The organism is Ensifer sp., from assembly GCF_035999135.1.
Classification (GTDB): Bacteria; Pseudomonadota; Alphaproteobacteria; order Rhizobiales; family Rhizobiaceae; genus Ensifer.
On sequence record NZ_DASYGZ010000075.1, the window covers coordinates 1 to 15,374 of the forward strand.

The following is a 15,374-nucleotide window of genomic DNA, read 5'->3' on the forward strand; positions in this document are numbered from 1 at the left end:
CGCGGGCGCACCGACGTGCCGAAGATCGTCGACTGGTACATGGAGGGCAAGATCGAGATCGACCCGATGATCACCCACACCATGCCGCTCGAAGACATCAACAAGGGCTTCGAGCTGATGCATTCGGGCGAAAGCATCCGCAGCGTGGTGGTATACTGAGCGCAGGTTGAGGACTGTTTCCAGTTTGCAGAAGCACTTTTTCGCGCCGCCGCGCTCCTGCAGGCGGCGCCAACGGGCGCCGGGCATCGTGCGCCGGCCAAAAAAGGAGGAGAAGCCCATGCCAAGCATTGCCATCCATCCCTCTCTCGACAGTGGGTTCAAGGCCACGAATGCCGCGTTTTCGGGCGGCACGCTCGTCTGCAACTGCGCGAGCAAGCCCGTTAAGGTCCGCATCAACGGCGATATTGCGCACAACCACGCCTGCGGCTGCACCAAATGCTGGAAGCCCGAGGGGGCCGTGTTCTCCGTCGTTGCCGTCGCACCGACCACCAATGTCGAGGTGCTCGAGAACGGCGACAAGCTTGCTGTCGTGGATCCCAACGCGCTGATCCAGCGCCGTGCCTGCAAGGCGTGTGGCGTGCACATGTACGGCCCGGTCGAACGCGATCATGCGTTCAAGGGGCTTTCCTTCCTGCATCCCGAACGGTTCCAGGAAAGCGGCTGGGCAAAGCCGGGCTTTGCCGCCTTCGTCTCTTCGATCATCGAGAGCGGCTACGATCCGGCAAAAATGGATGGCGTGCGCGGCCGGCTGCGCGAGCTGGAACTTGAACCCTATGATTGCCTCAACCCGGTCCTGATGGACCTGATCGCCACATGGACGGCGAAAAAAAGCGGCGCTCTTCCCGCATGACATATCCTGGCCCAGCCGCGGCTGGGCCAGGATCTCTCAACCGGTTCTAGCGACCGATGACGAGATCGCTGAGCGGTTTCGAACAGCAGGGCAGGAAAAGTCCGGCGTCGATCTCGCGTTGCCTGATGCCGCCATTGTGGTTCATCTCGACCGAACCGGAAACGAGCTTCGACTTGCAGGTGCCGCAGACACCGTTTGAACAGGATGACGGCAGCTTCACACCGGCCTTCTTTGCGCAGGAAAGTACGGTCTGCTCTCCCGCCACCTCGATCTTGCGCGCCTGTTTGGAAAACTCGACCTGGAAGGTTCGCGTTGCCGGCTGATCGACGACAGGAACATCCGCGTCGTCGATCACGGCCGCATCGAAGCTCTCCTCGACGTAGTTGGATGGGGGCACGCCCAGTTCGGAGGCAATTGCGCGCGCTGCCGCCATGAACGGCGCGGGTCCACAACACATCACGACGCGTTCGGCGATATCGGGAATGGCGAGATGAACATAAGCTGTCGATATGCGCCCCGTCAGGCCATGCCAATTGGCTTCGCCGGAAACCGCTTCCGGCAGAAACTGCAGCCGCAGGCCCTTTACCCTGTTGGCGAGCGTAGAGAGTTCATCGCGGAAGATCAGGTCCTTCGGCGTTCGCGCGGCGTGCATGAAGACGACGTCGACAGGCTCGCAGGTGTCGGCGAGCTCGCGAACCATCGCCATGACCGGTGTAATTCCTGATCCGGCGGACAGAAACAGATACTTCCTCGCGTTCGGACGGGTGAATTGGCCGAGGGGACCGTTCGCCTTGACTTTGGCGTTGACGGTCAGGTTGTCGTGAAACCAGTTCGAGATCTTCCCGCCGGTCACGCGTTTGACCGTAACCGAGAACGCATTGCTGCGCTTCGGCGACGACGAGATGCTGTAGCAGCGGCTTTCCGGTTCCCCGTCGACATCGAGGTCGAACAGGAAGTATTGACCGGCCTCGAAGGCAAACCGCTTGCCCTGCGTGGATGCAAAGGTGAAGGTCTTTACATCATGCGTGTCCTGGTGGACGTCGACGCAGACCAGATCTTCGTCCGTGTCGCGGTTCCACAGATCCACAAGCTCAAGGCGTTCTGCCGGAGAAAAAGTGGTCCTAGTATCCATGGGCGCGCATCCGGTCGATGTACCACGACGCAAACTTGTCGAGGTTGGTTTCGGAGAAGGGTGAATAGGGGCCAGGGACGTAGGCCGGATCCTCGACGCCGGCGTGCGAACGGGCGACGAGTTCTGCGTCCTGATCGGTCGTGGCGATCCAGACATTGGTCAGCTTCTCGAGGTCATAGTCGACGCCTTCTACAGCGTCCTTGTGCACGAGCCATTTTGTCCGCACGAGGGTCTTGTCCGCGGAGAGCGGTATGACGATCGAGACGACCGCATGATCGCCCATGAAGTGGTTCCAGCTGTTGTGACCCCAGAGGTGCATGTCACCGAGATCCTTGCGTGACATGGTGCCAAGCAATTTTGCTGAGGCGGCCGTGGCATCGGGGGTCTGGCTTTCACCGGCGCCGGAAATGATCAGACGCTGTGTGCGGAAATTCGTTGTGCAGTCGACCAACTGCTCGACCGCCGCGGACGGATAGCCGTCAGCCTCCCATCGCCTGGTGCGTTCCTCATAAAGCGCAAAATGTTCTTCGGCCTGGGCGCGGTCTTCCGGGCTCAGTGCTTCCGGGTCGAAGCCGAAATCGAGATCGACGAAGGAGACGCAGAGTTCGGGATGATTGGCGGAACAATGGTAGCATTCACGATTGTTCTCGATGGTGAGTTTCCAGTTCCCCTTCTCGATCACATCGGTTTCGTAAGCGACCTTGGCATTTCTGATGTCGTAGGGCGCAAGGCGGTCCGCCATCACTTCGACGAGGCGGTCGACGTCCTCAGGCGGATTGTCTGATAGGCAGACATAGATCAGGCCGCCGACGGACTTAAACGTCACGGGCTTGAGGCTGCGGCATTCCTTGTCGAAGCCCTTGCCCATGTGGGGGGCATAGCTCAGTTCGCCCGTCAGTTCGTAAGTCCAGGTGTGATAGGGACAGACGAGCTTCGAGACGATCGTCTTTCCGGGATCGAGCAGACGCGCGCCCCGATGCCGACAGACATTGTGCATGACGCGGACCTCGCCGTCGTCGTCGCGCAGAAGAATGAGGCTCGTCTTGCCGATATCGACAACCGTTGCATCGCCGGCCTCCGGCACATCGCATTCAAGGCCGATAGAGATCCAGTGGCGCCGGAAGAACACCTCGAGATCGGCCTCGAATACGTCCTGCCGCGTGTAAAGGCCGGCCGGAAGCGAATGTCCTTCGGCTCTTGCGTCGAGCAGGGCCGATATGGGAGAAGCAAATGTCTGAAGCATAATTCCACCTTATGTTCCGGTCGAATGGGCGACGGGCTGAAAGGCAGGATCTCCCAGTTTTTTTAGTCGCTCAACGGCACAAATATGCACGCGTGGCATTACCAAATGTAATGGAATCAAGATGGTGAACCTGAGGAAGAAATTGCCGCCGCTCACCGCCTTGACGGCATTTGAGGCGGCTGCGCGCTTGTCCAGTTTTACCCGCGCAGCGACTGAACTCGGCGTGACCCAGGCGGCCATTAGCCGGCAGATCCATGTGTTGGAAGAGGACTTTGGTTTCCCCTTGTTTCGACGCCTCCACCGCAAGATCGAGCTGACGGAGAAGGGCAGACTGCTTTCCGCAGCGGCGGGTGACGCATTCAATCTGATTGCCGACACCGTGGCCGACCTCCGGTCCGAGGGGCCGGACGACGAATTGGCGATCTCGGCGACCATCTCCTTCTCGCACTTCTGGCTGTTGCCAAGGATCGCTGCTTTCTCGCGCGCCTATCCTGATATTAAGCTTCGCATCATCACGCAGGATGCCCGGACGAGTTTGGAGGCCAGCGATGTGGACCTGGCGATCCGCTACGGAACCGGCACCTGGTCGGACGGTCAGGCGGAGCTGTTGTTCGAGGATGAAGTGTTTCCGATTTGCAGCTCAGACTACTTGCTCACGGCCGGACCAATCGGCACGCCGCAAGATCTCGTCGGTCATCCGCTGATATCGAGTGATATTGAAGACCCGACATGGACAGGATGGGACGAATGGCTTGCAGCGTTTTCCGTGACGGCGCCGAAAAAATCCCGTGGCCTGCGATGCAGCTTCTATACCGAGGCCATCTATGCCGCGATGAACGGTCAAGGGATCGCGCTCGGTTGGAGCCGCCTGGTCTCCGATCTTGTTCAGCAAACCCGCTTGGTCCGCCTGACCGAAGCATCCATCCGCACCAGGGCCGCATATTTTGTCGTGGTACCGACGAAGAGGCCCAAGAAAGAAAGCGGGCGGCTGTTCATTGAGTGGCTACGCGAGGTGTCTGCTCTCGATGCGCCGTGAGGATCGCCTAGGGATCGACCGGAACTCGTTTCCGTCTGGCTGGTAGACTACTTCGGCTTCCTGCCAGCCTTCAGCGGATCCGGCGGTAGCGCTGATTCCGGGGGAACAGCAAACAGCTCCGATATGTCGATGTCGCGACGCGGCATGGGGCGAAGAATCGTTGCCGTGCCGCGCCGTTCTCAGGGCCTGCCGCGGACATCCCGGCGTTGGCCCTCGAATAAAATCGTTTAGGGGAAACTAAAAAGCGACAGAAATGGACGGATTCTCGGCAAGCCGTACTGGACAGTACGCTCAAGGTCTGCATGTTCTGCTGCCGCATATGTTGAGGGACATAGGCGCTGCGTAGTCGGCGGGAGAGGACAGACGAGCATGGCGATTAAAATTGGTGCGCCGCGGGAGGTAACCGCAAGTGAGGCGCGCGTGGCACTGACACCGGATAGCGCGGTGCAGCTTGCCAAACTTGGTTATGACAGCATCATCGAGACAGGCGCCGGCGTTGCGGCCGGTTTTTCCGATGACGCCTATCGAGCCGCAGGGGTCGAGGTGGCGCCGTCGGCGGAGGCCCTTTGGGCTTCTTCAGACGTGATCGTGAAGGTGCGGCCGCCTGAGCCGGGCGAGATCGCGCTTTTGTCTGCGGACAAGACACTGATCTCGTTCTTCTATCCCGGCCAGAATGTGGAGTTGCTGGAGCTTGCCAAGGCAAAGGGCGCCAACGTCATCGCCATGGACATGGTGCCGCGCATCTCGCGCGCCCAGAAGATGGACGCGCTGTCGTCGATGGCCAACATCGCCGGCTACCGCGCGGTGATCGAGGCCGGCAACAACTTCGGCCGGTTCTTCACTGGCCAGGTGACGGCGGCCGGCAAGGTGCCGCCGGCCAAGGTGCTGGTGATCGGCGCCGGCGTCGCCGGACTTGCGGCGATCGGTGTCGCCACTTCGCTTGGCGCCCAGACCTATGCCTTCGACGTGCGCCCCGAGGTCGCCGAGCAGATCGAAAGCATGGGGGCGGAATTCGTCTATCTCGATTTTGCCGATGGTGAGGGGGGCGGTCAGCAGGATGGTGCTGCAACCGGCGGCTATGCGGCACCCTCTTCGCCGGAGTTCCGCGAGAAGCAGCTCGCCAAGTTCCGGGAGCTCGCGCCTCAGATCGACATCGTCATCACCACGGCTCTGATCCCCGGTCGCGATGCGCCAAAGCTCTGGCTTGCCGACATGGTGGCGGCGATGAAGCCCGGATCGGTGGTGGTCGACCTTGCGGCCGAGCGCGGCGGCAACTGCGACCTCACCGTCGCCGACGAGCGCATCGTCTCTGAAAACGGCGTCGTCGTCATCGGCTATACCGACTTCCCGAGCCGCATGGCAGCCCAGGCGTCCACGCTCTATGCCACCAACATCCGCCATATGCTGACCGACCTGACGCCGGGCAAGGATGGCAAGCTCGTTCACAACATGGAGGACGACGTTATCCGCGGCGCGACCGTCACCTTCGAGGGTGCGATCACCTATCCGCCGCCGCCGCCGAAGATTGCGGCGATCGCGGCGCAGAAACCCAAGGAAAAGGTGAAGGAGCCGACGCCGGAGGAAAAACGCGCCACCGAGGCTGCGGCCTTCAAGGCCCAGACGAAGAACCAGCTCACGCTGCTTGCCGTCGGCACGGCGCTGCTGCTCCTCGTCGGCGCCTTCGCGCCGCCGGCCTTCATGGGCCACTTTGTCGTCTTCGTGCTCGCATGCTTCGTCGGTTTCCAGGTCATCTGGAATGTCTCGCATTCGCTGCACACCCCGCTGATGGCCGTCACCAATGCGGTCTCGGGCATCGTCATCCTCGGCGCTCTCTTGCAGATCGGGTCCGGCAACTGGCTGGTGGTGCTGCTTGCAGCGCTCTCGGTGCTGATCGCCACGATCAACATCGTCGGCGGCTTCCTCGTCACACGGCGCATGCTCGCCATGTTCCAGAAATCCTGATCGGGCAGGGGTAATCATCATGATGATCGGTATCGTATCGGCTGCCTATATTGCGGCAGCCGTTCTCTTCATCCTCTCGCTCGGCGGACTTTCGGGCCAGGAAAGCGCCAAGCGTGCCGTCTGGTACGGCATGACGGGCATGGCGCTCGCCATTGTCGCCACGGTCTTCGGACCCGATGTCGGCAACTGGTTCATCATCGTCCTGATGATTGCGGGCGGCGCCGTGCTCGGCCATTTCGTCGCTTCCCGCGTCCAGATGACCGAGATGCCGCAGCTCGTTGCCGCACTCCATTCCTTCGTTGGTCTCGCCGCCGTGTTCATCGGCTTCAACGCCCATATCGAAGCGGCTGACGTTGCCGGCCTCGACGCCGCGGCGCGCGCGACATTGACCGGCTTTGCCGCGATCCTCGCGCACAAGGAACCGGTGGAACTGTCGATCATGAAGGTCGAGGTGTTCCTCGGCGTCTTCATCGGCGCGGTTACCTTCACCGGCTCGGTCATCGCCTTCGGCAAGCTCGCCGGCAAGGTCGACGGCAAGGCGAAGAAGCTGCCGGGCGGCCATCTGCTCAACGCCGGTGCGGCCCTTCTATCGCTCGTGCTGCTGGTGCTCTACGTCAACGGTACCGGCACCTGGACGCTGCTTGTCATGACGCTCGCCGCCTTCTTCATCGGTTATCACCTGATCATGGGCATCGGCGGCGCCGACATGCCGGTGGTCGTGTCGATGCTGAACAGCTACTCCGGCTGGGCGGCTGCCGCCATCGGCTTCACGCTCGGCAATGACCTGTTGATCGTCACCGGCGCGCTCGTCGGCTCTTCGGGCGCGATCCTCTCCTACATCATGTGCAAGGCGATGAACCGCTCCTTCATCTCGGTCATTCTCGGCGGCTTCGGCGCGACCACCGGGCCGCAGATGGAAATCACCGGCGAGCAGATCGCCATCGATGCCGATGGGGTGGCTGCAGCCCTCAACGACGCGGACTCGGTGATCATCGTGCCGGGCTACGGCATGGCGGTGGCACAGGCGCAGCAGTCGGTCTCCGAGCTCACCCGCAAGCTGCGGGCGGCCGGCAAGAACGTGCGCTTCGCCATTCATCCGGTTGCCGGCCGGCTGCCGGGCCACATGAACGTGCTCTTGGCCGAGGCGAAGGTACCCTACGACATCGTGCTCGAGATGGACGAGATCAACGAGGACTTCCACGAGACCGACGTCGTCATCGTCATCGGCTCCAACGACATCGTCAATCCGGCGGCCCAGGAAGATCCGAACTCGCCGATATCAGGCATGCCGGTGCTGGAAGTGTGGAAGGCAAAACAGGTGTTCGTCTCCAAGCGCGGACAGGGCACCGGCTATTCCGGCATCGAAAACCCGCTGTTCTTCAAGGACAACACCCGCATGTTCTACGGCGACGCCAAGAAGAGCATCGACCAGTTGCTGCCGGCGCTGGCCTGATGCGTCCTTCAAACTCCGCGATTCCATCGGTGCGGTGGGATCGTGCGATCGAATTCCTTTGAAGGCGGCCAGCCGGTCTTGCGATCTCGGACTTTTGGCACGTTGCCCAAAAGGGATGCGCATGCCTTGGTGATGTCGGTGACCAACAGTTCCGAAGCCAGCGCCACGTCTCACTTCCTGAAGGTGGCGAGGGCGCGCTCCCGGGGGGCGACGCCGGTTCTGCCTGGCAAGCGGTATCGGGTTTCCGATACCTTGCCCATGGACGGCTGGTGACCTTGCGATACGGCGCAGCTTGCCGCTACCCGCATGCGCGAAGTTCGTGGTGGCGGCGCAAGCCTCGCACCGGACCATGGCTCGCAGCGGGTAGTCGCTTTGATCGCACGGTGGCGGCGGAGGTCTTCGCCAGACTTGACATCAAAGCGGATGGAAGAGCCGAGCCAATGTGTCAGCAAGGGCCCGCGGCGTGTCGACACGTTCGGAAAACCACAGTCTCGCGGCGGAGCCGGGAGAGGTAAGGTCCATGCCCTGCGGATCGACGCCGGTGACGCGCCACCTCTCCTGTTTCGCCCCGGCTGCTTGCGCCAGACGGGCAACCAGGTCCGGTCGTGCATTGATCTTTTCGATTTCGTCGAACTCGGCGGCGATCAACTCTCGCGCACCGCCAAGGTCGGTCAGGAGGTCGTCGACCGATACCTGCGCTGCATTGCGGGCAGGGCCTCCGCTCAGGTTGAGCGCTTCGACGATCATTCGGCACGGCATGGCATCGCCGAGACCAAGGTAGATCTTCGACTTGGGAAACCGGGCCAGGTAGCGACGATTGGCGTGCTCTTGTTCGGCGCGTCCGATCGGCTCCGCGCGGCCGACCAGGGTGAGACGGGGATGGGCGAGGAGATCCCCCTTTAAGGCGGACAGCGTCAACGACACCCGCTGGTCTTCAAGGATATTGCGCGCATGAAGCGCCAGCCCGGCCGTGAAGAAGAAGGGGGTTCCATCGGGTTCCATCGCGAGATTGGTGAAGGTCGCGTAAGGATACCCGCTTTCGGGATCGAGTGTTGCAAGGGCTGCGACCCGGGCCGTTCGCAACAGGTTCCGTGCGACCATCACCGCGTCATAGGCGGTGCCCAAGCCGGCGTCGATCGCGATGCCCCGCGGCGTGATCGGGCTTACGGTTGTATGCGTCATGGGTCCCCCTCCATGGATGTCTTTCCTTGCTTTAGCGCGGTTAAGGGCGGGTGCAAACAGCGGATATTTCATTCCTGGGTTGCTGATTCGGCGCTTGTCCTTTCCTGGCGGGCGGCTAGACTTAATGTCGTCTTCTGGCCGCAACTGGCGTCGCTTGTCGTACAATTCCCTCACCAGGTCTTTGTTTTTACGTCGCTCGGCGGGCAATTTTGCGCTGCCGGCCCTCTGGTTTTCGCAAGCCCCTAAAATTTGAGTGATTTTATCATGTTTGAACTTGATTCTTTGACTCAAGTTTAATTACAAGGCGCCCGTTGATTTTGTTTTGATCCCGGGGGCTGGGTATGACGAAAACCTTGAGGGAAGCGGTAACCGGACGAGGCTTGGGGCAACGGTTCGCCTGCTCGACGGCTATTGTTCTGCTGCTGACGACCATTGCGGGCGCGCAGGACGCACAGGAAAAGACGAAGCGCGTGACGGCAGAGACGGTCGAGCCAACCGCGCTTGAACGGATTGTTGTTACCTCGACCCGACAGCCGAAGAAGGTGCTCGACGTCCCGCAATCGATCTCGGTCATCACCCGGGAAGATATCGTGGATCACAATGTGCGCGATATCCAGGACCTCGTCCGTTATGAGCCGGGCGTCAGCGTCGACCGGCGGACCTCGATCACCAACCCCTGGGGGCAGCTCAACGGCTTCTCTATTCGCGGCATGAGCGGCAACCGCGTCCAATTGACGGTCGATGGGTCGCGGGTTCAGGAGGGGATCACCGACGGCAGCCGTGACTTCTTTGACATGAGCAACTTCAAGGCCGTTGAAATCGTTCGCGGGCCAAACTCGGTACTCTGGGGCGCCGACGCTTTGGGCGGCGCCGTGATGTTCCGCACGCTCGATCCGTCGGATCTGCTGACCGATCCGACGAAACCCTGGGCGCTCGAGGTGAGCACGAGCTTCGACAGCCTTGACAAGAGCTGGCGCAAGCAGGTGACGGGCGCCTACGATTTTGGAGACGTTCAGGTGCTTGGCAGCTACGGCCAGGTCTCCGCGCAGGAAGCCGAATTCAGCAAGGCGCGCGCCGATGGCGGCATCTGGGGTTGCTCACGGCGCACGATTGGATGCGACCAGCTTTTCCCGGCAGACACCGACGTCAACAATGCGCTTGCCAAGGTTGTCTGGACGCCGGACGCGGAACACACCTTCAAGCTGACCGGCGAACTGTTCGGCCGCGACACCGATATCCTGCAACTCTACGAAATGGGTGCCTCGACCACGGGTGTTCCGACCACAACGTCCTATCTCAACGACCACTATGCGCGCGATCTCGAAATGAGCCGCAAGCGCATCGCGCTCGAACATGATTGGCAGGTCGGCGCCGCATGGCTCGACAGCGTGAACTGGAACCTCTCCTGGTCGCCGCAGAAGCGCGTGACCGATAGCCGCCAGCGTCGCGTCTACTCCAACCGCTACCAGTTGCACGATCAGTACCGCGACTACAGCGAGGAATTCTTCGAGGCCGACATTCAGCTGCAGTCGTCTTTCGACCTGGGCTCGACCCGTCACACGTTGACCTACGGTTTCGACGGCGATCGGACCAAGGGCGACTATGCCGGGATCAACCGGACTTACAATTCGCTGACCGGAACAACGACGACGCAGATCAACCAGGGCTTCAGCTTCCCGCGGGTGACGACCGAGCGCGCTGACTTCTATCTGCAGGACAGCATCGAGTTTCTCGACGGCCAGTTGACCGTCAATCCGGGCGTGCGCCTGGCGCACTATTCGATCGACCCGACGGGTGACGCCTCGTATCCCGGACTGCCGGGCTTCCCCCCACAGAAGCAGGACAAAACGGAGCTCCTGAAACGCGTGGGGGCGATCTACAAGTTCGACGACACCTACTCGGCTTACGCCTCCTATGGCGAAGGCTTCAAGATGCCGACCTCGGCGCAACTGTTCCAGTCGAGCAGTGATCCTTTCAGCGGATCCTATCTCGTGCCCAACCCCAGCCTCAAGCCGGAGTCGGTCGACAGCTACGAAATCGGCTTCCGTGGCGAGCTCGACCGCGGCTACTTCACCGTCGCGACGTTTTATGCCGACTACTCGAACTTCATCCGCAGCCTGCAGCCGGTCAACATCGTTGCACCGGGCGGCGTACCCGTCATTGGCTTTACTTCAAACAACGCCGAGGACGTCAAACTTTGGGGCATCGAGTTCGGTGGTGAATACGAGGTTCTCGACAACACGTTCGCGTCGGCCAACGTCACGTGGACCAAGGGTAGGCAGCGGGTTTCGTCCGGCGCGGCGACAACCGCCTTCGATGGCGCAACCCCGCTCACTGCGGTTCTCGGCCTGAGGCACGAACTTCCCGACTACGGGCTCCAGTTCGAACTCTTCGGCACGTTTGCCGCGGGTCGCTCGGAAGCAAGCGATCCCGCCGATTTCCTGCCGACCGGTTATGCGGTGTTCGACGCCTATACCAAGTGGCAGCCGCGCGAGAACCTCGAAGTGACTGCCGGCATTCAGAACATCTTCGATCGCCGCTATTTCCCCAACACCATGGGGTCGTTCGACCGCGTTCCTCCATCCGTTGCCACGGCGAACGTCAACCCGCTCGAATTGCAGACGGCCCCGGGCCGCACCTTCAAGCTCGGTGCCACGGTTCGCTTCTAGGCATGACCAAACGTGGACGCGCGCTGCGCGTCCACGCCCTCAATTCGATGGATCTAGACATGCTGAAGCTTGCCGGACAATTCCTGCGCCTGATCGCCATTTGCGTCCGCCATCCCGGCGGAAAAGCGGATCTGGCTTTGCTGGGCATCGTCGTCGCATTGACGCTTGGCAGCGTCTACGCGAGTGTGCGCCTCATCGAATGGACGGGCGCCTTCTATTCAGCGATCGAGAAGATCGATGGTCCGGCAATCCTGACGCAGATCGGGGTTTTTGCCGTGATCGTCGGCTTGAATTCGGCCAGACACCTGCTGGCCGAGTATCTGCGCAAGATCCTTGAAATTCGTTGGCGACAGGCGCTGACCGAAAAGGCAATCACGCTCTGGACCAAGGACAAGGCCTATTGGCACATGGCCAATGCCGTGGGCGATCGCATCGACAATCCCGACCAGCGCATTGCCGAAGATTGCCGCCTTTTCGTGCGTGGCATGCTGAGCGAGGCGCTCGATCTCATATCTCGTGTCGTCGGGCTGTTCTCCTTCGTTGCCGTGCTGTGGGCGCTTGCAAGCTTTCCGTTGAGCCTGTCGCCGATCGGCATTGACATCGAGATACCGCATTACATGGTCTGGGCCGCCTTTCTTTATGTCGCCGTCAGCAGCGTCGTGACGCATCTGCTGGGCAAGCCCTTGAAGCCGCTTTTCGCCCAGCAGCAGCACCGCGAGGCGGACTTTCGCTATGCTATGGCGCGCTGGCGGAGCAACTTTGACGAAGTGGCCCTCGCGGGCGGCGAGGCGGCGGAAGTTCGGCTCTTCAGGCAGCGGTTCGGCGACCTGGCGCAGAACTGGCGACGGCTGATCCGCCGCGAGCTCGTGCTCGGCAGCTTCACCTATCCGTTCAACCACTCCGTTCTGCGCATACCCCTGTTCGTCGCCTTGCCGGGCTACATCGCCGGTCACGTCGCATTCGGGGGGCTGATGCAGCTCAGCAACGCCTTTTCGCAGGTGGTGACGACGCTGTCGTGGTTCATCTTTTCCTATCGCGACCTCGCGGATCTGGTGGCAACCGCAGCGCGCCTGGACGACTTCATGGAAAATGCGCGTGCCCGTTTGCAAACGCCATCCGCCATCGTCCGTTCGGATCGGGCAAAAGCACTGCAACTGACAGGGCTGAACCTTCGAACGCCGGATCGTCGTCACCTGCTCGATATTCCCGAGCTTCACGTGCGGCCCGGCGAATGCGTGTGGCTGAAGGGCGCATCCGGCATCGGAAAATCCACCCTGATGAAGGCCGTCGCCGGCTATTGGCCGCATGGCGAGGGTGAGGTCGATCGTGCGCGCGAGGGCTGGATGTTTATGCCGCAAACCTCTTACCTGCCGCTCGGCTCGCTGGCGGAGGCTGTTGCCTATCCGGCGCCCGCGGATGACATCGGATCGGCGTCCATCAAAGCGTTCCTGACGGAGGTTGGGCTGGCGCATCGCCTTGACGACAGCGACAATCCGGTCGTCGAGGCCGGATTGTCGGGCGGTGAAAGACAGCGCCTGGCGTTTGCGCGCTTGCTGGCGCATGCGCCCCGTTGGGTGATGCTGGACGAGGCGACGAGCGCGCTCGACGCATCGGCGGAAACGCAATTGCTGCAACGCGTTCGCGAGCGCCTTCCCGAGACAGCATTCATCGTCATCGCGCACCGTCCGCCGCAGGCGCTCGGCGACTTCAGGACGATCGACCTTGATCTGGCGCGCCATGATGCTGCCGCGGCCTGAATGCCGGGGTGTCCATACGATCGCCCGTTAAAACCACGAAAGGACAACAATGATGACTGAACAAGCGACACGACGCATCCTGCGTGAACCGGCCGACCACGTCCTCGGGAAACTGCCGTTGGTCGGCAAGCTGATGATCATCGGCAAGCGCAATGGGGTCACCCACGAACGGATCGGACCGGTGGCGACGGTAACCGCCGAGGGTGAATGGATATTCTGTCGGGGAGACCACCATGACAGCCGGATCGATCCGGGCCTGGTGGCAAGCATCGTTGCCGACACGTCGAGCGTGATGCAGGGGCAGGTCTATCCGCGCCTGGACTTCAACGACGCACGGGGTGAACCCGTTTTCAGCGTCGTCGGATTCGACGGCCTCGAGCCATTTGAACAGGCGCTCGCCGGCCTTCGGCTGGAGACTGAGGAAATCGACGGCGCCAGGCCGGAGCGTCCTGAGCGTCCCAATGTCGCTGACGACGATCCTGGACTGAAGCCGTTCAACCTGGCGATCGAAACGGCGCGGCCCGTCGTGATCGCTTTTAGCGGCCCCGGTTTCGACCAATCCTGGTCGGGCATCGTGGAGAAAGTGAAGCCGGCGATGGGTTTCATCAACGTGATGACGTCGGACTTCCATCTGCACCTTCTCGGCGGTGCCGTAGCCTCATGGGTGGAACGCGAGGAAATCGGCGCGACCACGTTCTGCGCCCTTGACGCTGGGCAAAAGGAAATCGGCCTCAACGTACGCCTCGTGGCGGCCGCATCGAACTAACCGGGCAGCGAGATCCACATCATGTCAGCCGTCACTCACACACCCTCCACCTGGCTCGTGCCCGCCACCGGAAAAACGCTCTCGCATGCCCGGCTGATCGCCGACATGGCGGGCAAAAGCGCGGTTCTTCTGGGAGAGACCCATGATCGCTACGATATCCATCGCTGGCAGCTTCATGTCCTTGCCGGCCTCCATGCGCACCGCGCCGATATCGTCGTCGGCTTCGAGATGTTTCCGCGGCGGGTGCAGCCGGCTCTCGACAAGTGGGTCGACGGCACGCTGAGCGACGACGCCTTTCTCGCAGACGCCGATTGGCAGACGGTCTGGGGGTTTCCGATCGATCTCTACATGCCGATCTTTCATTTTTGCCGGCAGCATGCCGTGCCGATGAAAGCGCTGAATTGCCGCCGTGCCTTGGTCACAGAGGTGGGCAAGCTCGGATGGGAGGAAATCCAAGTCAGTGACCGCGACGGCGTCACGCCGGCAAAGCCTGCGACGGCGGCTTACCGGCAATACCTCTTCGACATCACCGGCGGTGTCAGGCCGGGCCGGCAGGCGACGTCGCCGGAAGATCCCGCTTTCGATCGGTTCGTGCGGGCGCAGCAAACCTGGGACCGGGCGTTCGCCTGCAACATCGCCGAGGCGATCCGTGAAAGCAGCGGCGCCCTGGTGGTCGGCATCATCGGTCGCGGCCACCTCGAATATGGTCACGGCACGCCATACCAGCTCGTTGATCTCGGCATTCCGGATGTCGCGGTGCTGTTGCCGAACGACGCGGAAACGGTCCGCCTGGAACCTGAACCGGTCGCCGATGCGCTCTTCAGGCTTCCTCCGATCGAGCGCTCGGTGGCGGAGCGCGCGTGAGAAGCACGGGATATTTCGTGCCTTTTTCGTTTGAAGAGGCGCAAATCGCGCATGCGGTACCGAGTGCGTCAGAGGACTGGCAAAAGGCCCGTCCTACGGCTCCCTTCAAGGCCAGAGGAGACGTCCGTGCTGCAGGCTTCGTCACGCGTCGCCAGACGTTTAAGAGCCGTCCGGTTCCCGTGCCGTCCACTTCGGTGCCGTCGTTCAAAGAGGGATGGCGGCCCGCTTGAGGTCGAGATCGCCTGGTGTCCCTATTGTTGACTCATCCACAGTTGAACAATACCCTGAGGACCCAGTCGTTAGGCTTGCCCTCATATGGCGGATCAATCTCTTCGGCGTCGACTTGCCGCCATCGTCGTTGCCGATGTGGTGGGATATTCACGCCTGATGGAGGCTGATGAGGTCGCAACGCTGGCGGACCTCAGGGAACTCCGTTCTGGCGTCATCGAGCCGGCTGTGA

Annotated in this window: 11 protein-coding genes and 1 pseudogene; 9 read left to right on the top strand and 3 right to left on the bottom strand. The window is 61.6% G+C overall.

The window, feature by feature from the left end; all coding sequences use genetic code 11:
* Together VGO12_RS08550 and gfa are read left to right on the top strand one after the other, a co-directional pair.
* Positions 1-159, top strand: a pseudogene (locus tag VGO12_RS08550) (S-(hydroxymethyl)glutathione dehydrogenase); the annotation flags it as partial.
* Positions 160-277: 118 nt separating this feature from the next.
* Positions 278-850, top strand: a complete 573-nt coding sequence (gene gfa, locus VGO12_RS08555) for an S-(hydroxymethyl)glutathione synthase (RefSeq protein ID WP_327512303.1) — start codon at positions 278-280, stop codon at positions 848-850.
* A gap of 46 nt (positions 851-896) precedes the next feature.
* On the opposite strand, the gene VGO12_RS08560 is transcribed toward gfa, so the two are convergent.
* Positions 897-1,982 (bottom strand): FAD-binding oxidoreductase, encoded by a 1,086-nt coding sequence (locus tag VGO12_RS08560; RefSeq protein ID WP_327512304.1) that lies wholly within the window; start codon positions 1,980-1,982, stop codon positions 897-899.
* Complete coding sequence (locus VGO12_RS08565) at positions 1,972-3,225, bottom strand: aromatic ring-hydroxylating dioxygenase subunit alpha (protein WP_327512305.1); 1,254 nt, start codon at positions 3,223-3,225, stop codon at positions 1,972-1,974. Before VGO12_RS08565 ends, VGO12_RS08560 begins: the two co-directional genes overlap by 11 nt.
* Positions 3,226-3,346: 121 nt before the next feature.
* On the opposite strand from VGO12_RS08565, the gene VGO12_RS08570 reads away from it, so the two are divergent.
* The 3 genes from VGO12_RS08570 (at position 3,347) to VGO12_RS08580 (ending at position 7,676) form a co-directional block, all read left to right on the top strand.
* The gene (locus VGO12_RS08570) at positions 3,347-4,261 is read left to right on the top strand and encodes a LysR substrate-binding domain-containing protein (RefSeq protein ID WP_327512306.1); all 915 of its coding nucleotides are present in this window, start codon (positions 3,347-3,349) and stop codon (positions 4,259-4,261) included.
* Between the two features lie 375 nt (positions 4,262-4,636).
* Positions 4,637-6,223 carry a Re/Si-specific NAD(P)(+) transhydrogenase subunit alpha gene (locus VGO12_RS08575; protein ID WP_327512314.1) on the top strand — a complete coding sequence of 529 codons (1,587 nt, stop codon included), beginning with the start codon at positions 4,637-4,639 and terminating at the stop codon, positions 6,221-6,223.
* Positions 6,224-6,242: 19 nt separating this feature from the next.
* On the top strand, positions 6,243-7,676 hold the full coding sequence (locus VGO12_RS08580; RefSeq protein ID WP_327512308.1) for an NAD(P)(+) transhydrogenase (Re/Si-specific) subunit beta: 1,434 nt from the start codon (positions 6,243-6,245) through the stop codon (positions 7,674-7,676).
* Between the two features lie 414 nt (positions 7,677-8,090).
* On the opposite strand, the gene VGO12_RS08585 is transcribed toward VGO12_RS08580, so the two are convergent.
* Complete coding sequence (locus VGO12_RS08585) at positions 8,091-9,149, bottom strand: HugZ family protein (protein ID WP_327512309.1); 1,059 nt, start codon at positions 9,147-9,149, stop codon at positions 8,091-8,093.
* A gap of 50 nt (positions 9,150-9,199) precedes the next feature.
* Between VGO12_RS08585 and VGO12_RS08590 the strand changes: the two genes are divergently transcribed.
* From VGO12_RS08590 to VGO12_RS08605, 4 genes are read left to right on the top strand one after another with little or no spacing between them, the layout of a single operon-like run.
* Positions 9,200-11,527, top strand: coding sequence for a TonB-dependent hemoglobin/transferrin/lactoferrin family receptor (locus VGO12_RS08590; RefSeq protein WP_327512311.1), 2,328 nt, complete (start codon positions 9,200-9,202; stop codon positions 11,525-11,527).
* A gap of 59 nt (positions 11,528-11,586) precedes the next feature.
* Positions 11,587-13,284, top strand: coding sequence for an ABC transporter ATP-binding protein/permease (locus tag VGO12_RS08595; RefSeq protein ID WP_327512312.1), 1,698 nt, complete (start codon positions 11,587-11,589; stop codon positions 13,282-13,284).
* Between the two features lie 52 nt (positions 13,285-13,336).
* On the top strand, positions 13,337-14,050 hold the full coding sequence (locus tag VGO12_RS08600; RefSeq protein WP_327512315.1) for a hypothetical protein: 714 nt from the start codon (positions 13,337-13,339) through the stop codon (positions 14,048-14,050).
* Positions 14,051-14,071: 21 nt separating this feature from the next.
* Positions 14,072-14,914 carry a ChaN family lipoprotein gene (locus VGO12_RS08605; protein ID WP_327512313.1) on the top strand — a complete coding sequence of 281 codons (843 nt, stop codon included), beginning with the start codon at positions 14,072-14,074 and terminating at the stop codon, positions 14,912-14,914.
* The last annotated feature ends 460 nt before the right edge of the window (positions 14,915-15,374 follow it).